Raw genomic sequence first — 16,313 nt, 5'->3', positions numbered from 1 at the left:
GCCTGGCACCGGCCGACGGACTCCTGGGGTACTCCCTCAGGTACTACCAGGGGGCGCCGCGAACCTGCCACGAGCGGTTCGCGGTGCCCCCTCTCCACTGTCCGTGCGGGCCACGGGTGTTACGTGGCCACGGTGCCGAAGCGGATGTCGTACGCGCCGTCCTCGCCGTGGGCGCCTTCCTCGCCGTGGGCGCCGTCCTCGTCCCCGTGCAGCGTGGTGAGCGTGCGCTCCGCCTCCGCCACGAGGTCGGCCCGCTGCTGCCGGGTGAGGCGGCCGAAGGGTTCGAGGGTCAGGACACCCGCGTCGAGCTTCCAGATACCGGCGAGGAACCCGTCGACGAGGAAGGTCCGGTAGGCCTGATTCCCTTGCCAGGAGCGGCCCTTGAGGTCCGGCGGGACCACGCGGGAGCGGTCGGCGTGGGAGAGGAGCAGGTTGTCGAACTCGGGGAGCAGCCGGGGCGGCGCCGGGGTCTCCGGGTCCGGGCGGGGCGCGTCGGGGAGGTCGAAGAGTTCGGTGCCGTGGTCGTCGCGGAAGGTGAGCAGCTCCGGGCGCAGCCGCTCGAACGCCTCGCGCAGGCGGGTCAGTCCGGCCCAGGTCTGCATGTCCTTCACGGAGGCGGGCCCGAAGGCGGCGAGATAGCGCCGGACGACGGTCTCGGGTGCCGGGGCCGGTTCGGCGGGGCGTCCGAGCCAGTGCTCGGCGGTGGTCAGGGCGACCTGTCCGCTCCTCCCCCACAGGCCGCGTGGGGTGACCTGGACCAGCGGCAGCCGGCAGCGCGCGGCGATGCCCAGGGCGAACGGGTCGGCGTCGGGCCATTCCACGAGCAGGGCCTCACGCAACTGCTTCAACGTCCGCGGCTCGGCCTCGACGAGTTCCCGCGCGATCGCCGCGAGCCGGTCGAGATCGACCCCGGCCAGCCCCTTGCGGAACAGATTCAGCTCCCGCTCCCGGGCCGGCTGCACCAACGGCCGCAGGGTGAGGCAGTCCTCGGCGGTGTGCGTGTGGATCGTGGACCGCATGGTGACGATGCGTACGACGGCCCGGTCGGCCATCAGCTCCGACAACTGCTCGGGCGCGAACCCCTCCAGCCGGGTCGCGAGCGCGTAGTACGGCGGCCGCACGTTCTGCGCCTGCAGCCCGAGGAGGTGCGCGACGGCGTCGTGGGCGGACAGGGGCGGGGGCGCCGATGCGGGGGCGGCTGGCTGGGCGGAGGGGGCCTGGGCCGACACGGCCTCGGAGGAGGCGGCCTTGGCTGAGGCGGCCTTGGCGGACACGGGCGCCCGGTGCAGCAGGAGCTGGCGGGCCAGGGTCGCGCGGTTGAGTGCGTGAGTGCCGAGCCGGGGGGCGGTCCGGGACGCCTTGTTCGTCATGCTGTGCACGCTAGCGGGGGTTGCGGACAGGCTCTGTCCTCGACGGTGCCGTTTCGGTCCGCTTCCACGGTCGAACCCCTCACCGGCTCTGGCGGCGTTTGCCCCGTATATCCTGCTCGGTGATCACACAGTCGTTCGTGTACGCGCAACTCGGGAGGCATCCCCCATGGCCGATCGACGCGCCCGCCCGGCGCCGAAGACCGCCGGACCAGCCTCGAAGGGCGGCCGGAAGTCCGGCTGGCGCCGCACCCCGCCCCCTCCGTCGACATCATCCACGGGGCCTACGCCACCGAGCCCGGAACCGTCAGGGTCGGCCTCGGCCGAGCGGGCGGCCAGCGTGGTGGAGGCGGCCCTGTACCAGGACGGCGTACGCGTCTCCTCCCACGCCACGCTCGCGGACACGTACCGCGAGCTGCGAGAGGCACCGGCCGGCATGGCATGGATCGGACTGGCCCGCCCGACCGAGGGCGAACTCCTCTCCCTGGCCGCCGAGTTCGACCTCCACCCGCTCGCCGTCGAGGACGCGATGGAGGCGCATCAACGCCCCAAGCTGGAGCGCTACGGCGACACCCTCTTCGTCGTCCTGCGCGCCGCCCGCTACCTCGACGCTCCCGAGGAGGTCGACTTCGGCGAGCTGCACGTCTTCGTGGGGCCCGACTTCGTCATCACGGTCCGCCACGGCGCGGCCCCCGACCTCTCAGCCGTCCGCCGCCGAATGGAGGACACCCCGGAGCTGCTGAAACTCGGCCCCGAGGCGGTCCTCTACGCCATCCTCGACGCGGTGGTCGACGGCTACGTCCCCGTCGTCGCCGGCGTACAGAACGATGTCGACGAGATCGAGACGGAGGTCTTCCGCGGCGACCCCGAGGTATCCCGCCGCATCTACGAACTCTCCCGCGAAATGGTCGAGTTCCAGCGCGCCACCCGCCCCCTCGTCGGCATGCTCCACGGCCTCATGGCCGGCTTCACCAAGTACGAGACGGACGACGAACTCCAGCGCTACCTCCGCGACGTCGCCGACCACGTCACCCACACCAGCGAACGCGTCGACACCTTCCGCCAGGCCCTCACCGACATCCTCACGGTCAACGCCACCCTCGTCACCCAACAACAGAACGCGGAGATGCGCGCACTGGCGGAGGCGGGCTTCGAACAGAACGAGGAGATCAAGAAGATCTCGTCGTGGGCGGCGATCCTGTTTGCTCCCACGCTGGTGGGAACGATTTACGGCATGAACTTCAAGCACATGCCCGAGTTGAGCTGGAGCTTCGGATACCCCTTTGCCATCGGCCTGATGGGGATGGTTTGTGTCAGTTTGTACTTAATTTTCAAGCGGCGGGACTGGCTCTGACCACCTCTTGTCGAGCCCAATTCTCCTGCGGTCTTTGCTCTCGCATCGGCCAACGACAGGGCGGGAAGCACCCCTGAGGAGTCCCTGGGGAGAAATGATGTGGGTGATCTCCTGACCAGGTCTTTTGCGCATTGGCATCCGCTGGGGAGAATCCGGGGAGAAACGAATGGCAGCCGCCGCCTTGGTTTCTCGGCAACTGGCCCGCATGGCTTCCTGTTCGGCACCCCCGCGCGACGTCGCCGCCGCTGCAGCCACATCACAGACAGTGAGAATTTTCGGCTGCCCCTGTTCGCCGACGATCCTGTGTAGTCCACCTTCGATGACGGCCAGCCTGTACTGCTGTAGGTCTTTTCCATCGGAAGGTACGGTGGCGGCCGCTTCCTGCGACTGAGAGTCCGTCCGTTCCCGCACCGCCCGTTCCCGGGCATCAGTGCACACAACACGCACCGACCAAAGATCAGGTCGAGCCCTTCTCGGGCTGGTGCGAGGATGGCAACACACTCCATGTGATGCGCCATCGGAAAGGTATCGGCCTGGGAAGGACCCCAGAAGTGCACTGGTCAGAGCCGGTTTTTGGGCTCATCGTCCTTCGTGCAGACACCCAGAGCGTCAAGGCCGCAGTCCTGCTCAGGGCTGAGCAGGACTGCGGCAACCAGCTCACCCGGGGATCCGCCCCCGCTCGCTCCGGACTCCAGCTCACGCATCATGGCCCTCGCACTGTCTCCGGCCGCCACAATGGAGTCATGCCCTCCAGCCCACAGCACCCCGCACCCACCCCGACGGACGTCTCGGGCGCGGACGCCGAGGACCTCGCGCTGTACCGGGAGAAGTTCCGCCGCCGTCTGCCGGAGTCGCTGGACGAGTTGCGCGGGCCGACGCGCGGTGTCGTGGATCTGCCGCTGCACATGGCCTGGTCAGGGATGACCTCATACGACCTGGGCAAGCCGCGCCAGCGTATGGGCCTGTACCGCACTGTCCTGCATGAGGGCCTGCACGACGACCTGCCCCGCTACCTCGACCAGGACCTGCTCCTCCAGCTGTGGCCGGTGCTGCGCACCCTCGTCGGCCGCACCGTGCGCGCCGTATGGGAAGACGCCTTCCCCCAGCTCGCCTCCCGCACCCGGGCAGCCGCATGACGGAGATACCGGAGCTGCACACGCGGCTCCTGGCGGATGTGATCGCGCTCGGTTCCCCGTATCCACTGGTTCTCACCGGTTGATACGCCGTGCGGGCACACCGCCTCGTGAACCGCCCCAGCCGGGACCTCGACGTCGCCACCGAGAACCCGGCGCCCATGGCCGACATCGCCGCCACGCTCCGCGCCGGCCTGGAAGGTGCACGCGCTGGAGACCGCCCCGCTGTCCGCCCGTTTCACCGTGACCGACCCGGCCACCGGGCAGGAATGCGAAGTCGACATCCTCAAGGAGATCTTCTGGCGGCCGGTAGCCCAGAGCCCGTACGGAGGCGGCAGGAGGTACGGCTGGGTCGCGGGAGACCGCTGCGGCGGGGGCGTGGACACGCCATGAAGCTACTGCACGCACCACTCGTCCAGCACGTGGTAGCCCCTCGACCGCCGCCTCTTCATCGGTGGTCCCGGCACCATTCACCCCTGCGTCGATCGCCGTCCGCATCTCCGCGAAAGTGTCCTGGGCGTAGGCGCCGTTGAAGCTGTTCCAGGTGCTGCGGGAGCAGGAACAGCTGGATGTGCTGGTCCGTCCGGGCCGGGGCCAAGAGCCGACGCGTCATGGTGTCCGCCTGTGCCGGGGGCACCTGTGAGGCCGTGTTCGGTACCGGCGAGTCTCAAGTCGCGGACTGGGGTGTGGATGCTCCCGGGACCGGCTCGACCAGCCATCTCTGTTCCGCCTCTCCATTGCGGGGACTTGGTACCAGAACGGTGCCGGTGTCGGGCGAGGCGGGGGCGATCACGAGGTTTCTCTCGTCGCGTGTGAGGAGTTCTCCTTCGGGGCTCAGCTCGAAGCGGAGCCCGAACGAGACGTCGCCCGAGGAGTCGCAGTACTCCAGATCCAGCACTTCGTCGTCCCCGCCGGCGTCCAGGCACAGATCCGGTTCGGCGAGGTTACGCAGAAGCCCGTCCTCGACGTAGGTCCACCGCTGCGTGCTGGCGGCTGAGCAGGCGGACAGGGTGGCCTCCGCGCCACGCTCGGGCTGCGCTCCCCGGACGTCCATGCACAGGTCCGCGGCCGCATTGCGCAGTCGGCCGCTCCCCGGGGGGACAGGGAGGGCGGTCGAGGTCGTGGGGGAGGAGGGTGACGGCGTGGGCGTAGGCCGCTGTGTCGCCGGAGCCGGTGCGGTGGTGTCGGACGAAGTGCCGGCCACGACGATTGCTGCCGCGACAGCGGCCGAACTCGCGGCGATCCCGGCGACGAAGATCTTCGCGCCCTTGCGGGTGGAGCCAGGCCTTCCCCTCCTTGCCGGCTTCTGTTGCGTCTGCGGGGTGTCCGAGGGCCGGGCGTGGGCTCCCTCGGCGGTCGCGGCAACGGGCGCTGTGCGCGAAGGGCGTGCCCGGCAAGCAGCCAGATAGGGGTGAGCGCTCTCGCCGAGCAGCGCTTCCGCCAGCAGTACGCCCGGTCTCGTGGCGCAGAGCCTGAGCTGTTCGGCGGTGTCCTGGCAGTAGGAGCACTGATCCAGATGCAGTTGCACCTCGGGCAGCGTGGTACCGGCACCGTGTGGGGGTGCGTCGAGGAGGCGGCTGTAGTCCCGGCACTCTCTTCCCGCTGCATGCTCGACATGCGTGCGCAGGAGCGCCGAACGCCATTGATCCCGGGCCCGGTCCAACTCGGAGGGCGGTATGTCTCCTTCGATTCCGAGCAAGGCTGCAGGAACGGCCGATGATTCGGCTTCCACGTCCAGATGCCACAGAACGTACTGCGTGGTCCTCGGGAGCCGCAGAAAAGCGACCTGGCTCAGGTGCCGATTCTCGGCGACCGAATGGGGTGGGGGCCTGCCGCTGTCGGCGGCCGCGGCCTGGTCGTACGACAGCCCCGAAACGGTGCCGGTCTGTGAGCGCGCACGCGCGGTGTCCCGTACGGCGACGAGCAGGCGAGGGCGCAGGGCATCAGTGGACCCGGCTCTTTGGAGGCCTTGCATCACATGGCGGAACGCCGCAGCGGCGAGCGCTCGCGCAATGACGGATGAACCGGAGGCGCAGATCTCCGCATATTCGGAGACTGAAGGACCGTGTCGCGCGATCAACGCCGCGACTGGCGCTGTGCCCTCGATGGTCCGGGACATCCTCAGCGCGGCGACGAGGGCGTCGTCGGACATTCCTGGAGCGGTCTCGGGGTCGGGAGCCGGGCTTGCGGGAAACGGGTGAGCGAAAGACACAGGGGCTTTCCTTCTCCCAGGGCGCGCTGGGCAGCCTCATCCCGGGCCGATGCGGGAACAGCAGCAGCGCGGACCTGGTGTGGCCGTGCGGAGAGGGAGGTGTGGAGGTGGTGACCGCCCGGGCGATGCCGCGCGACCGCCTTGTGGGGGAGCGGACAACGCCACGACCCGTGTGAGCCGGTACGCCGGATACGGATTGTTCCAAGCGTGAACCACCCTGTCATACAGGCCAGATGTCCAACAAGGGATGCCAGGACGAAAGAGAAAGGGATCGGCTCTCGCAATCAGAACGGTCGTTGGACCAGGCGCGACGGGACTGCTCATCATTCGGATTCGGGCGGTCGATACACGACTTTCGCGTTCACCGCACACCCGATCGAGGCTGGGCGTTGACGCCTCGATCGGCACCGTGGACGGGCCGGTTGGTTCAACGACCAGCGCCTCCACGCCGCGACCGGCGAAACCCGCCCCACGAGCACGTGGCCAGCCACCACGCTCTTCAGCAGCCCTGACCATCGGCTGGAGCCAACGGCATGGAGCCTGCACCGATCCCGGAGCGGGACAGTGCCGTGTGGTGGTGGGTGGTGGTGCCGTGTCGAGGGCGTCTCTCGGCGTCGACCACGTGTGCATCCGTTGTCGGGCCGAGTGCGCCTGTGCCCGGACCGACCACCTGCCAGGGAAGGTTCTCAAGGTCCGGATGGAAATCTATGGTTGGGCCGCTGTGATCGTGGCGTTCATCGGTGCAGTCGCCTGGATCCTCGTCACTGCGCTCAAGAGGGTCCCTGCCGTCTGCCGTGAGGCGAAGAAGGCGGTTCGGGCGGTGCGCGAACGCCGGGACGAGATTCGCGGTCCTCAGCGCCCGGAGATCACCGGCCCGCAGCGAACTGACGAACAACAGCGCTGACAGACGTAGGAATTGACGGGGCGTCTGCCTTGCCGGCGTCCCGTCATTGATGGTCCAGGTCGAGACGACCACGTCGTCGACGTCGGAGAAGACGAAGCCCATCCCGACGTCGGAGAGGACGAAGCCCATCCCGACGTCCGCCACGGACTCCGCGGCGTTCTTGTGAGTGCTCCATGTCCGTGCGTCGGTGCCTGACGCGGCCCTGCCGGTCGTCGTCAGCGGACGCTGGTCGCCGGCCCGACGCGCACACCTGTCGTGGGTCGTCGGCTCGACGGGGGACACTCGCTTCTTCGCCGCCCGGTGAGCAGCGACGCGGCACCGTGTCGAGCACCTGAGCGCGTCGGCCCGCGCCCAGTGATCGGCATGTCGCCTTCGCAGCATGCGACGCGTAGCAGCGGAGCTTTGCGCGTACCTCCCTTCCCACACCCTTGCCTCACCTCGCACTGCGCTTGTGCCTTATTACGCTGACTGCTCCGTGTGGCTGGGGAGGGCCACCGAGTCATAGGGGGTCGCGCTATGCGCGCTTACGTTCGTCGTGCCTGTGTGCCGGCAGTGCTCATATCCGCCGTTCTGCTGACGGGGTGTTCGTCTGGAGGCGACTCGGGAGAGGCGACTCCGTAGCAGACGTCGGCGTCGGAAGTACCGGACCGGCGAGGCAGCCGTAAGCCTTCGGAATCGGCATCCTTGTCCGCGCCAGACGGTGTCCGTCACCTCGCTCTTAAGACCCGATCCCCGGTTAGCGAAACCGGGGATGGCACGCAACCTTGGAAATCCACCGCCACCTCCTGATCACCACGACGAAAGGACGCATCCCGACCGAGCCCTCAACGCCACACGCCAGCTGCCCGCTTACCGCCCACGCAGTGACACCGCCTCCTCTCGAGGACACCCCAGGTCGAGCCGCCTCTTGAGTCAGAATGACCCAAGGGCCGCTGGCCAAGACCGGCTGAGCCTGCCGCGTCGCTCCTCCACGCTCTCTACAGCCCTGTCCGACGCCACAGGGCCCGTCGGCGTGCCCAGACATCCCGCGCCGACTGCGATTGCCGGAGGCTGGGGCCAGATCGCCACCGACACCGCCCAGGACGGTTCCCCAACGTCCGCCACTCACCGTGATCGATTTATGCGAGCAAATCTCGCACGTCGCCGCCTTCGAGCGGGGTTCCCCTGGGGAGAATCTGGGGAGTTTCGGCTGAGCTGGGGAGCGTGTGGGGAGAATCGGCTGCATAGCTTCGCACGAACCTGAAAGACACTGAAAGAAGCATCCGAGCAGGTCACGGGCACCTAGAACGACAAAATCGCAGGTCAAGGCAACCTGGTAGACAACTTCAAGAAGATTTCTTCTTGGGCTGCGATCCTGTTCGCTCCGACACTGGTCGGGACGGTCTACGGCATGAACTTCGAGCACATGCCGGAGCTGCACTGGGTACTGGGCTACCCCCTCTCCATCGCCCTGATGGCTGCGGTGTGTACCAGTCTGTACATCATCTTCAAGCGACGTGACTGGCTCTGAGTAATCACCGGCAAGCGCCCGATCCGCAGGTCGGCCGGGCAGCGGAACGCCCGGGAGGGGCGCAGTGTCACTGCGCCCCTCCTTGGTGCGGGCGTGTCACTGGAACTGTGCGAAGAACCTCCAGATCTCTGCCTTGGTCCAGGTGGTGACGCCGCTTTCGCCGGAGGAGCCGTCGACCGGACCGGGTATGTGGCCTCCGTCGAACGCGGCCCATTGGACCGGGTATCCGGCACGGCAGCCCGAGTAGGTGGTGGTGATGTGGGTTCGGCTGCCCGGCGCGGGCTCGCGCGGGCTTTGGGCGGTGCAGCCGTTGTTGGCGACGAACTTGTCGCGCAGGGACCGTCCTTGCGCGATGCTGAGGACGTTGTCGCTGATGCCGTGGATTCCGAAGTAGGCGATGGGCTGGGCGCCGCCGCTGCATCCGCTGATCTGGGCGCCGGAGATGACCGCGACGGCCCTGAAGACGTTCGCCCGGCTGCATGCGAGTGCGTAGCTCATACCGCCGCCCCAGCTGAATCCCGTGGCGAAGCGCTGAGCCGGGTTGACACAGAGGCCGCCCTCGATGCGCCGGATCATGTCGTCGACGAAGGTGATGTCCTCACCGCCCGAGTTGGCCCAGCCGTTGCCGAGGCCCTGGGGGGCGACGAGGATCGCGCCGTTGTTCGACTGTTCCTGTTGGCCGTAGTAGGACCAGGCGTTCCCGCTCGTGCCGCCCGAGGCGACGTCGCCGGCGGTTCCGCCCCGCCAGTGGAACGCGAAGATCAGCCGGTAGGGGTGGCTGTTGTCGTAGTTGGCGGGAACCCTGAGGATGAAGCTGCGGCTCTTGCCGCCGCTCTGCATCGTGTGCGTACCGCTCGCCAGAGTCGGGGCGTTGCCGCATCCGCCGCCGCCTCCACCGCCACCGCCACCGGACGACAGCTTGATCATCTGCCATTGCTGGTTGGCGCCGCCCCAGTCCGTGTACTGGACGACGTTGCCGCCGTCGGCGGTGGAGGCGCCCTGCACCTCCACCGCCTTGCTGCTGGTGCGGTTGATCAGCCGGACGTGGCCCGCGTCGGAGTCGGCCAGGCGGAACTGCTGGTTGGTCCCGTTGCCGTCGGCCCACTGCTGGATCGCGGCACCGTCCGCGGTCGAGGCGCCGGCCACGTCGAGAACCTTGCCCGAATGCCGGGCCTTGAGGCGGTAGAAGCCGCCGCCGGAGTCCACGAACTGCCACTGCTGGTTGGCTCCGTCGTTACGTGTCCACTGGCTGACCCGCGCGCCGTCGGCGCTGGACGTGCCGGAGACGTCCAGCGCCTTGCCGCTGTTGCGGTTGACCAGGACGTACCAGGCATTGGTGTCCACCGTCGCCGCCTCGGCGGGCGCCGGATTCACCGCGGCGAGCATGCCGATCGCGAGGGTCGCCGCCACCACGGCGGCGACCCGGGACCACCAGCGATGTTTCCGTGGAGGGGCGGGGGAAGCCGCACCGTAGGTCTTCATCGATTCATCCTTGTCGTTTGTGGCAGGTCCCCTCAGGTGCGGGTCCAGCGCTGGTTGCTGCCGTTCGAGCAGGAGTAGAGCTGGATCAGGGTGCCGTTGGCGGTGCCGCTGGAGACGGCGTCGAGGCAGAGGCCGGACTGGACGCCGACGATGGATCCGTCGGAGTTGAGGCGCCATTTCTGGTTGTCGCCGCCCCAGCAGCCGTAGATCTGGACTTTGGTGCCGTTGCCGGTGCCGGCGGCGTCCAGGCACTTGTTGCCGTAGACCCTGAGCTCGCCGGCGGCGGTGTACGTCCACTGCTGGTTGGTGCCGTTGTGGCAGTCCCACAGGTTGAGCTGGGTGCCGTCGGTGGTACTGGTGCCGGGCACGTCCAGGCAGCGGCCCGAACCGACGCCCTTGATCGGTCCGGAATCCGAAGGGGGCGTAGGGGAGCCGCCGTTGAGTGCGTTGAGGACGGCGGTGTAGGCGGGCTTCTTGCTGCCGTCGCCGTTGAACAGCAGCGGCGTGTGCTCCGGTCGCCAGGAGTCGGTGTCGCGCACCCCCCACACGGTGATGCCGAGGCAGCGCGGGACGGCCAGGCAGTCGTTGGTCACGTTGGCGTAGGTCGTGGCCGGGGCGCCCTGGATGTCGAGTTCGGTGATGGCCACGTCGACGCCGAGGGCGGCGAAGTTCTGCAGGGTGGTGCGGAAGTTGCTGTTGTAGGGGCTGCCGCTGTTGAAGTGCGACTGGAAGCCGACGCAGTCGATCGGCACGCCGCGCTGCTTGAAGTCCCGGACCATGGCGTACATGGCCTGGGTCTTGGCCCAGGTCCAGTCCTCGACGTTGTAGTCGTTGTAGCAGAGCTTGGCGGCCGGGTCGGCGGCGCGCGCGGTGCGGAAGGCGACCTCGATCCAGTCGTTGCCGGTGCGTTGCAGGTTGGAGTCGCGTCGGGCTCCCGAACTGCCGTCGGCGAAGGCCTCGTTCACGACGTCCCACTGGGCGATCTTGCCCTTGTAGTGGGCCATCACGCCGTTGATGTGGCCGATCATCGCCTGGCGCAGCGTGCTGCCGCTGAGGCTCTGCATCCAGCCGGGCTGCTGGGAGTGCCAGGCCAGGGTGTGGCCGCGCACCTGCTTGCCGTTCTGCACGGCCCAGTTGTAGACGCGGTCACCGGCGGTGAAGTTGAACTGACCCCGCTGCGGTTCGGTGGCGTCGATCTTCATCTCGTTCTCGGCCGTCACCGAGTTGAACTCACGGCCCGCGATCGTCGTGTACGCCGAGTCGCCCAGTCTGCCCGAGGCGATGGCGGTGCCGAAGTAGCGGCCGCTCTGCGCCGCCGCGGCGCCGAGCGTGCTCTCGGCGGCGATCGTGTTCTCGGCGGCGTGTGCGGCCGGCGGCGCGACCAGTGTGGCGACCGCGCCGAGGACGCCGACGACCAGCGCCGGCAGCAGGCCGCGGATCTTCCGGCGGATAACGGGTCTGGGAAGGGCATACGAGCCCATGACGGTGCCTCCAAGGTAGAAGTCACGGAAGGACTGAAGCGCGGGGGAATGCGTCGTCCGCTCCCACTCGGCAGACGGACGGGGTGGGCCGGAACCCGGGCAGCACGGAATTACCGGACACCGCGGTCATACGACTGGGACGATCTCCACCGGCACGGACGGCACCCGGTCGGCCGGCAGGTGACGTTCGGCGGGCGGCGGCGGTGTTTCGACAAAGGCATGGCGGTACTCCATCGCGGCTCAGCCGGGGGACCGCCACGCGGCGTCGCGGACCTCTCCAACTGCGCGAAGAGCCAGGATGCGCCGGTGCGGACCTCACCGGAACGAGATGGGGTGACGCAGGTGCTTTGGTGGCGGATCTGCCGTGCGCTGATCCGCCGTGCAGCTGTGCATGGTTCTGCCGTGCAGCTGTGCGTGGATCTGCCGCAGCACAGATCACTCTGGGCCGACGTGGTTCGATATCTCGAACTATGGCCGGGCCTCAGACACGGAGATTGAAGTATTGACGATGGATCGTCAATACTTCCCGCAGAAGACGTTTCGTTTCCCCGCCCGAAACATTCGAGAATCCCGGCGCCGCCGTCGACGGATGCCGCAGGACCGGGCCGGGGGCAGGGCCGGGACGAGCGCGCGGACGCCGCCAGCTCGGCTTCTCTCCCCGCGTGGACGTCTTGGACTGGCGAGCCGTACCGCGAACTCCGGAGTGTTGCCGGTCGGCGCGACGGCTTGTCAAGCTCAACGGGGAGGCGCCGTTTGTAGACAGTTCGGCGACAGGCCTTGACCAGAGGGCCCCGCATTCCTAGCTTGTGGCGTCGAAGCATGCGGGAATTCTTCGAAATGTTTCGAGATGATCCCTGCCCCCGGCACCTCCGCTCCGCAGTTCATCGGGGTCACCCCACCCCCGCCCTCCAAGGAGGCCCTCCGATGTGGTTTCGCCCCCCGTCCCCGGCCAGTCCAAGACGCTTACTCGCCGTCCTCGCGCCCTTGTTGCTCGTGGCCACCTTCCTCGGCGCCCAGCCCGCCGAAGCGGCGACCGTGGACCCCAACGCCTCGTATGTGCTGGTCAACCGCAACAGCGGCAAGGCCCTGGACGTCTACAACATGGCGACCGGCGACGGCGCCCGCATCACCCAGTGGACCAGGAACGATCAGAACCAGCAGCAGTGGCAGTTCGTCGATTCCGGGGGCGGCTACTACCGCATCAAGTCCCGCCACTCGGGCAAGGTGCTGGACGTCCACAACTGGTCCACCGCGAACGGCGGCTCGATCGTCCAGTGGGCCGACCAGAACGCCACCAACCAGCAGTGGCGGCTGGCCGACAGCTCGGACGGCTACGTGAGGTTCATCTCGCGCCACAGCAACAAGGCCCTCGAAGTACAAGGCGCCTCCACCGCCGACAGCGCGAACATCGTCCAGTACGACGACTGGGGCGGCACCAACCAGCAGTGGCAGCTCGTCAAGGTCGGGGCGGACAGCCCCGGCGGCCCGTGCGATCTACCGTCGACCTACCGCTGGACATCGACGGGCGCGCTGGCGCAGCCCAAGGCGGGGTGGGTCTCGCTCAAGGACTTCACCGTCGCCCCCTACAACGGCAGGCAACTCGTCTATGCGACGACGCACGACACGGGGACGAGTTGGGGTTCGATGAACTTCGGCCTGTTCACCAACTGGTCGGAGATGGCGTCGGCCGGCCAGAACACGATGTCGGCTTCCACCGTCGCGCCCACGCTCTTCTACTTCGCGCCGAAGAACATCTGGGTGCTCGCCTACCAGTGGGGCGGGACCGCCTTCTCCTACCGGACGTCGAGCGACCCCACCAACCCCAATGGCTGGTCATCCCAGCAGGTGCTCTTCTCCGGAAGCATCTCCGGCTCCGGAACAGGCCCCATCGACCAGACGCTCATCGGTGACGGGACGAACATGTACCTGTTCTTCGCCGGTGACAACGGCAAGATCTACCGGGCCGGTATGCCGATCGGGAACTTCCCGGGCAGCTTCGGCACGACCTCGACAGTGATCATGAGCGATACGACGAACAACCTGTTCGAAGCCCCACAGGTCTACAAGCTGCAGGGCCAGAACCGCTACCTCATGATCGTCGAGGCGATCGGCTCGCAGGGCCGCTACTTCCGCTCGTTCACGGCCACCAGTCTGAACGGCTCATGGACCCCCCAGGCCGCGACCGAGAGCAATCCCTTCGCCGGCAAGGCCAACAGTGGCGCCACCTGGACCAACGACATCAGCCATGGCGAACTGATCCGCACCAGCGCCGATCAGACCATGACCGTCGATCCCTGCAATCTGCAGTTGCTCTACCAGGGGCGCAGCCCCAGCTCCGGCGGCGACTACGGTCTCCTGCCCTACCGTCCGGGTCTGCTGACACTGCAGCGCTGACGGCGTGACACGAGTCCGGCTCCGGTAGGGAGCAGGCGTGGCGGGCTCGGCGGAAGGCCGAGCCCGCCCGGGTCACGCGACCCACGTCAGCGCTCATTACGGCGACGGAACGCGGGGTCGGGCCTGCCGCCTTCTGGGTGTCCTCGCCTGCGGACCGCGAGGCCACTCTCGGCGTCGACACCCTCGGCGGCACGGGGGCCCGGCTCTCCGTCAACGCGCTTGACGTTCTGCGCGTGGCCAAGGGCAGGAGCAGCGTGGCGGTCTCCCTCTCCGGCGGCGCCTCGCGTGGTGAACGCAGGGGCCGCGGCATGGGTGTGGTCGCTCCCATGCCGCTCGGCGCCCTCGTGATGTCAGGCGGCGCGCTTCACGTGGCGGACCAGCCACATCAGCAGGGCGTCCAGGTCGGCGGCGGCCGAAAGGACCCGGTCGACCGCCTCGGGGGTGTGCAGCCATTCCTCGCAGCCGAGGGGACGGGCGGCGATCAGCGAACGGTGGCGCAGCAGGTTGGCACGGGAGTGGTTCGCCGGACAGCCGCGCGGGGGGCGTTTCATCACGTCTCCGGAGACGTCGTAGCCCTTCTTCCGCACGTCCTCGACGATGGCGGACAGTTCGCGGCCGCTCCTCTCGGAGACCACGGCTTTGCGGAACATGTCCACCTGGCCGGGATCGGGGTACCACCAGGCGCCCTGGATCCGCAGTCCGTCCAGGTCGAACCGCAGACCGATCTCGATCTTGCGGCCGAGTCGGATCACCGCGCCCTGGTGCTGCCACCACCAGGAGTTGGTGCGGTAGTGCCAGACGGAGAAGTCCTCGTACCGGGGGTCGGTGTCCGCGACCTCGTTCAGCAGGGCGATCATCGGCTGCCGGACAAGGCGTTCGCGGTCCGCGCGGTAGCGCTCGCGGGTCGCGTGGGTCGGTTCTCCCTGGAGCTGCCACAACACGTCCATGGCCTGCTCCGGCCAGCCGGTGAACTGTCCGCGCATGCGCGCAGAGTAGCTCACCCGTGTTCAGGACCGACCCGCCGCATGCGGGATCGGCGCCATGTGGTCGGTGAACCAGTCACGGGCCAGATCCCTGACCTTCTCCAGGGCACCGGGTTCCTCGAAGAGGTGGGTGGCGCCGGGAACGACCGCGAGCCGGTTCTCGCAGCGCAACCGGGCCTGTGCCTCGCGATTGAGGTCGAGCACCAACCCGTCATGGCCCCCGACGATCAACAGCGTCGGCGCCGTCACCGCCGGCAGCCGTGGCCCCGTCAGGTCGGGCCTGCCGCCCCGCGAGACGACGGCGGCGATCCGCGCGTCCGGCTCGGCGGCCGCCCACAACGCGGCTGCCGCGCCGGTGCTCGCACCGAAGTACCCGACAGCGAGCCCCTGGGTCTCGGGCTGACCACGCAACCAACCGGTGGCGTCCGCCAGACGCCCGGCCAACAGCCCGGTGTCGAACACGTTGGCCCTGTCGATCTCTTCCTCTTCGGTGAGCAGGTCGAACAGGAGAGTGCCGAGCCCTGCCCGGTTCAGCCCGGCCGCGACGAACCGGTTGCGCGGGCTGTGCCGACGGCTGCCGCTGCCGTGCGCGAACAGCACCACCCCGGCCGCGCCCTCGGGCACCGTCAACTGCCCGCGCAGCACCGTCGCACCGGCCTGTACGTCCACCTCACGGTCCTCGGGCACGGCATGGTGCCGCTCGGGCACGGCATGGTGCCGCTCGGTCCGCTCGGTCCGACGGTTGCTCACCGGGCGGGCCACGGCCTCTTCCAAACAGGCGATGACCTCGTCGTCATCGGTCTGGGAGAAGTCGGCGTAGAACTGCCCGACCGCGTAGAAGTCCCACGGGGTGTGCAGGCATACCAGTTCGTCGGCCTCCTCGCCCAGCCGATCGGTCCAGTCCCGCGGCGCCACCGGCACCGCCAGCACGATCCGTGCCGCCCCCCGGGCACGGGCGATCCGGCAGGCCGCGCGCGCCGTCGACCCGGTGGCCACCCCGTCGTCGACCACCAGAGCCGTGCGGTCCTCGATCCGGGCCGGTCCCCGCCCGCCCCGGTAGCGCCGGGCACGGGCCTCCAGCACTTCCCGCTCACGGACCTCGACCTGGGCCAGCTCATCCGGGGTGACGCGCGCGGTGCGCACCACGTCATCGTTGATCACGCGTACGCCGCCCTCGCCGATCGCTCCCATCCCGAGCTCGGGCTGCAACGGCACGCCCAGCTTCCTCACCAGGCAGACATCCAGCGGCGCGCCCAGCGCCACGGCGACCTCCGCGGCGACCGGAACCCCGCCGCGGGGCAGGCCCAGCACCACCACCTCGGCCCCCTTGAGGTGCTCCAGCCGGGCGGCCAACCGCCGGCCGGCATCACGGCGATCCATGAAGAACACGATCCGACCTCCTCGTCCAGGAGGAACACGGCGGGCGACGCGTGCGCCCCGTATCTCCATCCTCGCCCCCGCAGCGAACAGACGCGCACCTCTGCGGGACGCAC

General features: G+C 68.6%; 10 protein-coding genes and 2 pseudogenes. 5 read left to right on the top strand and 7 right to left on the bottom strand.

Features of this window, described 5'->3' with window-relative positions:
• Positions 1 to 119 precede the first annotated feature (119 nt).
• Positions 120 to 1,370 (bottom strand): winged helix DNA-binding domain-containing protein, encoded by a 1,251-nt coding sequence (locus tag OG272_RS39030; protein WP_405895637.1) that lies wholly within the window; start codon positions 1,368 to 1,370, stop codon positions 120 to 122.
• Positions 1,371 to 1,536: 166 nt separating this feature from the next.
• On the opposite strand from OG272_RS39030, the gene OG272_RS39025 reads away from it, so the two are divergent.
• From OG272_RS39025 to OG272_RS39015, 3 genes and pseudogenes are all read left to right on the top strand, one after another.
• On the top strand, positions 1,537 to 2,721 hold the full coding sequence (locus OG272_RS39025; RefSeq protein WP_405895636.1) for a magnesium and cobalt transport protein CorA: 1,185 nt from the start codon (positions 1,537 to 1,539) through the stop codon (positions 2,719 to 2,721).
• A 743-nt stretch (positions 2,722 to 3,464) separates the two neighbouring features.
• Complete coding sequence (locus OG272_RS39020) at positions 3,465 to 3,857, top strand: hypothetical protein (protein ID WP_257538158.1); 393 nt, start codon at positions 3,465 to 3,467, stop codon at positions 3,855 to 3,857.
• A pseudogene (locus OG272_RS39015) lies at positions 3,854 to 4,184 on the top strand (hypothetical protein); the annotation flags it as partial. The gene OG272_RS39020 and the pseudogene OG272_RS39015, both read left to right, overlap by 4 nt.
• A 337-nt stretch (positions 4,185 to 4,521) precedes the next feature.
• On the opposite strand, the gene OG272_RS39010 reads toward OG272_RS39015, so the two are convergent.
• Positions 4,522 to 5,382: an RICIN domain-containing protein gene (locus OG272_RS39010; protein WP_405895635.1), complete on the bottom strand. Its 861-nt coding sequence runs from the start codon at positions 5,380 to 5,382 to the stop codon at positions 4,522 to 4,524.
• Positions 5,383 to 6,565: 1,183 nt separating this feature from the next.
• Positions 6,566 to 7,114: a hypothetical protein gene (locus tag OG272_RS39005; RefSeq protein WP_405895634.1), complete on the bottom strand. Its 549-nt coding sequence runs from the start codon at positions 7,112 to 7,114 to the stop codon at positions 6,566 to 6,568.
• Between the two features lie 1,174 nt (positions 7,115 to 8,288).
• On the opposite strand from OG272_RS39005, the pseudogene OG272_RS39000 reads away from it, so the two are divergent.
• A pseudogene (locus OG272_RS39000) lies at positions 8,289 to 8,480 on the top strand (CorA family divalent cation transporter); the annotation flags it as partial.
• A 96-nt stretch (positions 8,481 to 8,576) separates the two neighbouring features.
• Here OG272_RS39000 and OG272_RS38995 read toward each other — a convergent pair.
• Positions 8,577 to 9,962 carry an RICIN domain-containing protein gene (locus tag OG272_RS38995; protein ID WP_405895633.1) on the bottom strand — a complete coding sequence of 462 codons (1,386 nt, stop codon included), beginning with the start codon at positions 9,960 to 9,962 and terminating at the stop codon, positions 8,577 to 8,579.
• Positions 9,963 to 9,994: 32 nt separating this feature from the next.
• Complete coding sequence (locus OG272_RS38990; RefSeq protein ID WP_327727158.1) at positions 9,995 to 11,443, bottom strand: endo-1,4-beta-xylanase; 1,449 nt, start codon at positions 11,441 to 11,443, stop codon at positions 9,995 to 9,997.
• A 924-nt stretch (positions 11,444 to 12,367) separates the two neighbouring features.
• Between OG272_RS38990 and OG272_RS38985 the strand changes: the two genes are divergently transcribed.
• Positions 12,368 to 13,837 (top strand): non-reducing end alpha-L-arabinofuranosidase family hydrolase, encoded by a 1,470-nt coding sequence (locus OG272_RS38985; protein WP_405895632.1) that lies wholly within the window; start codon positions 12,368 to 12,370, stop codon positions 13,835 to 13,837.
• Between the two features lie 350 nt (positions 13,838 to 14,187).
• On the opposite strand, the gene OG272_RS38980 is transcribed toward OG272_RS38985, so the two are convergent.
• The gene (locus tag OG272_RS38980) at positions 14,188 to 14,820 is read right to left on the bottom strand and encodes a DUF2461 family protein (protein WP_327727160.1); all 633 of its coding nucleotides are present in this window, start codon (positions 14,818 to 14,820) and stop codon (positions 14,188 to 14,190) included.
• A 24-nt stretch (positions 14,821 to 14,844) separates the two neighbouring features.
• Entirely contained in the window at positions 14,845 to 16,209 is a 1,365-nt protein-coding gene (locus OG272_RS38975; protein ID WP_327727161.1) for a phosphoribosyltransferase family protein, read from the bottom strand.
• Positions 16,210 to 16,313 lie beyond the last annotated feature (104 nt).

Source organism: Streptomyces sp. NBC_00104 (genome assembly GCF_045160825.1).
Taxonomy (GTDB): domain Bacteria; phylum Actinomycetota; class Actinomycetes; order Streptomycetales; family Streptomycetaceae; genus Streptomyces.
The sequence above is the reverse complement of the archived record's forward strand: the minus strand, read 5'-3'. Positions and strand labels throughout refer to the sequence as shown.

Coding starts and splice junctions, on each gene's coding strand:
- OG272_RS39030 (WP_405895637.1), bottom strand. CDS start 1,370: ATGACGAACAAGGCGTCCCGGACCGCCCCCCGGCTCGGCACTCACGCA.
- OG272_RS39025 (WP_405895636.1), top strand. CDS start 1,537: ATGGCCGATCGACGCGCCCGCCCGGCGCCGAAGACCGCCGGACCAGCC.
- OG272_RS39020 (WP_257538158.1), top strand. CDS start 3,465: ATGCCCTCCAGCCCACAGCACCCCGCACCCACCCCGACGGACGTCTCG.
- OG272_RS38995 (WP_405895633.1), bottom strand. CDS start 9,962: ATGAAGACCTACGGTGCGGCTTCCCCCGCCCCTCCACGGAAACATCGC.
- OG272_RS38990 (WP_327727158.1), bottom strand. CDS start 11,443: ATGGGCTCGTATGCCCTTCCCAGACCCGTTATCCGCCGGAAGATCCGC.
- OG272_RS38985 (WP_405895632.1), top strand. CDS start 12,368: ATGTGGTTTCGCCCCCCGTCCCCGGCCAGTCCAAGACGCTTACTCGCC.
- OG272_RS38980 (WP_327727160.1), bottom strand. CDS start 14,820: ATGCGCGGACAGTTCACCGGCTGGCCGGAGCAGGCCATGGACGTGTTG.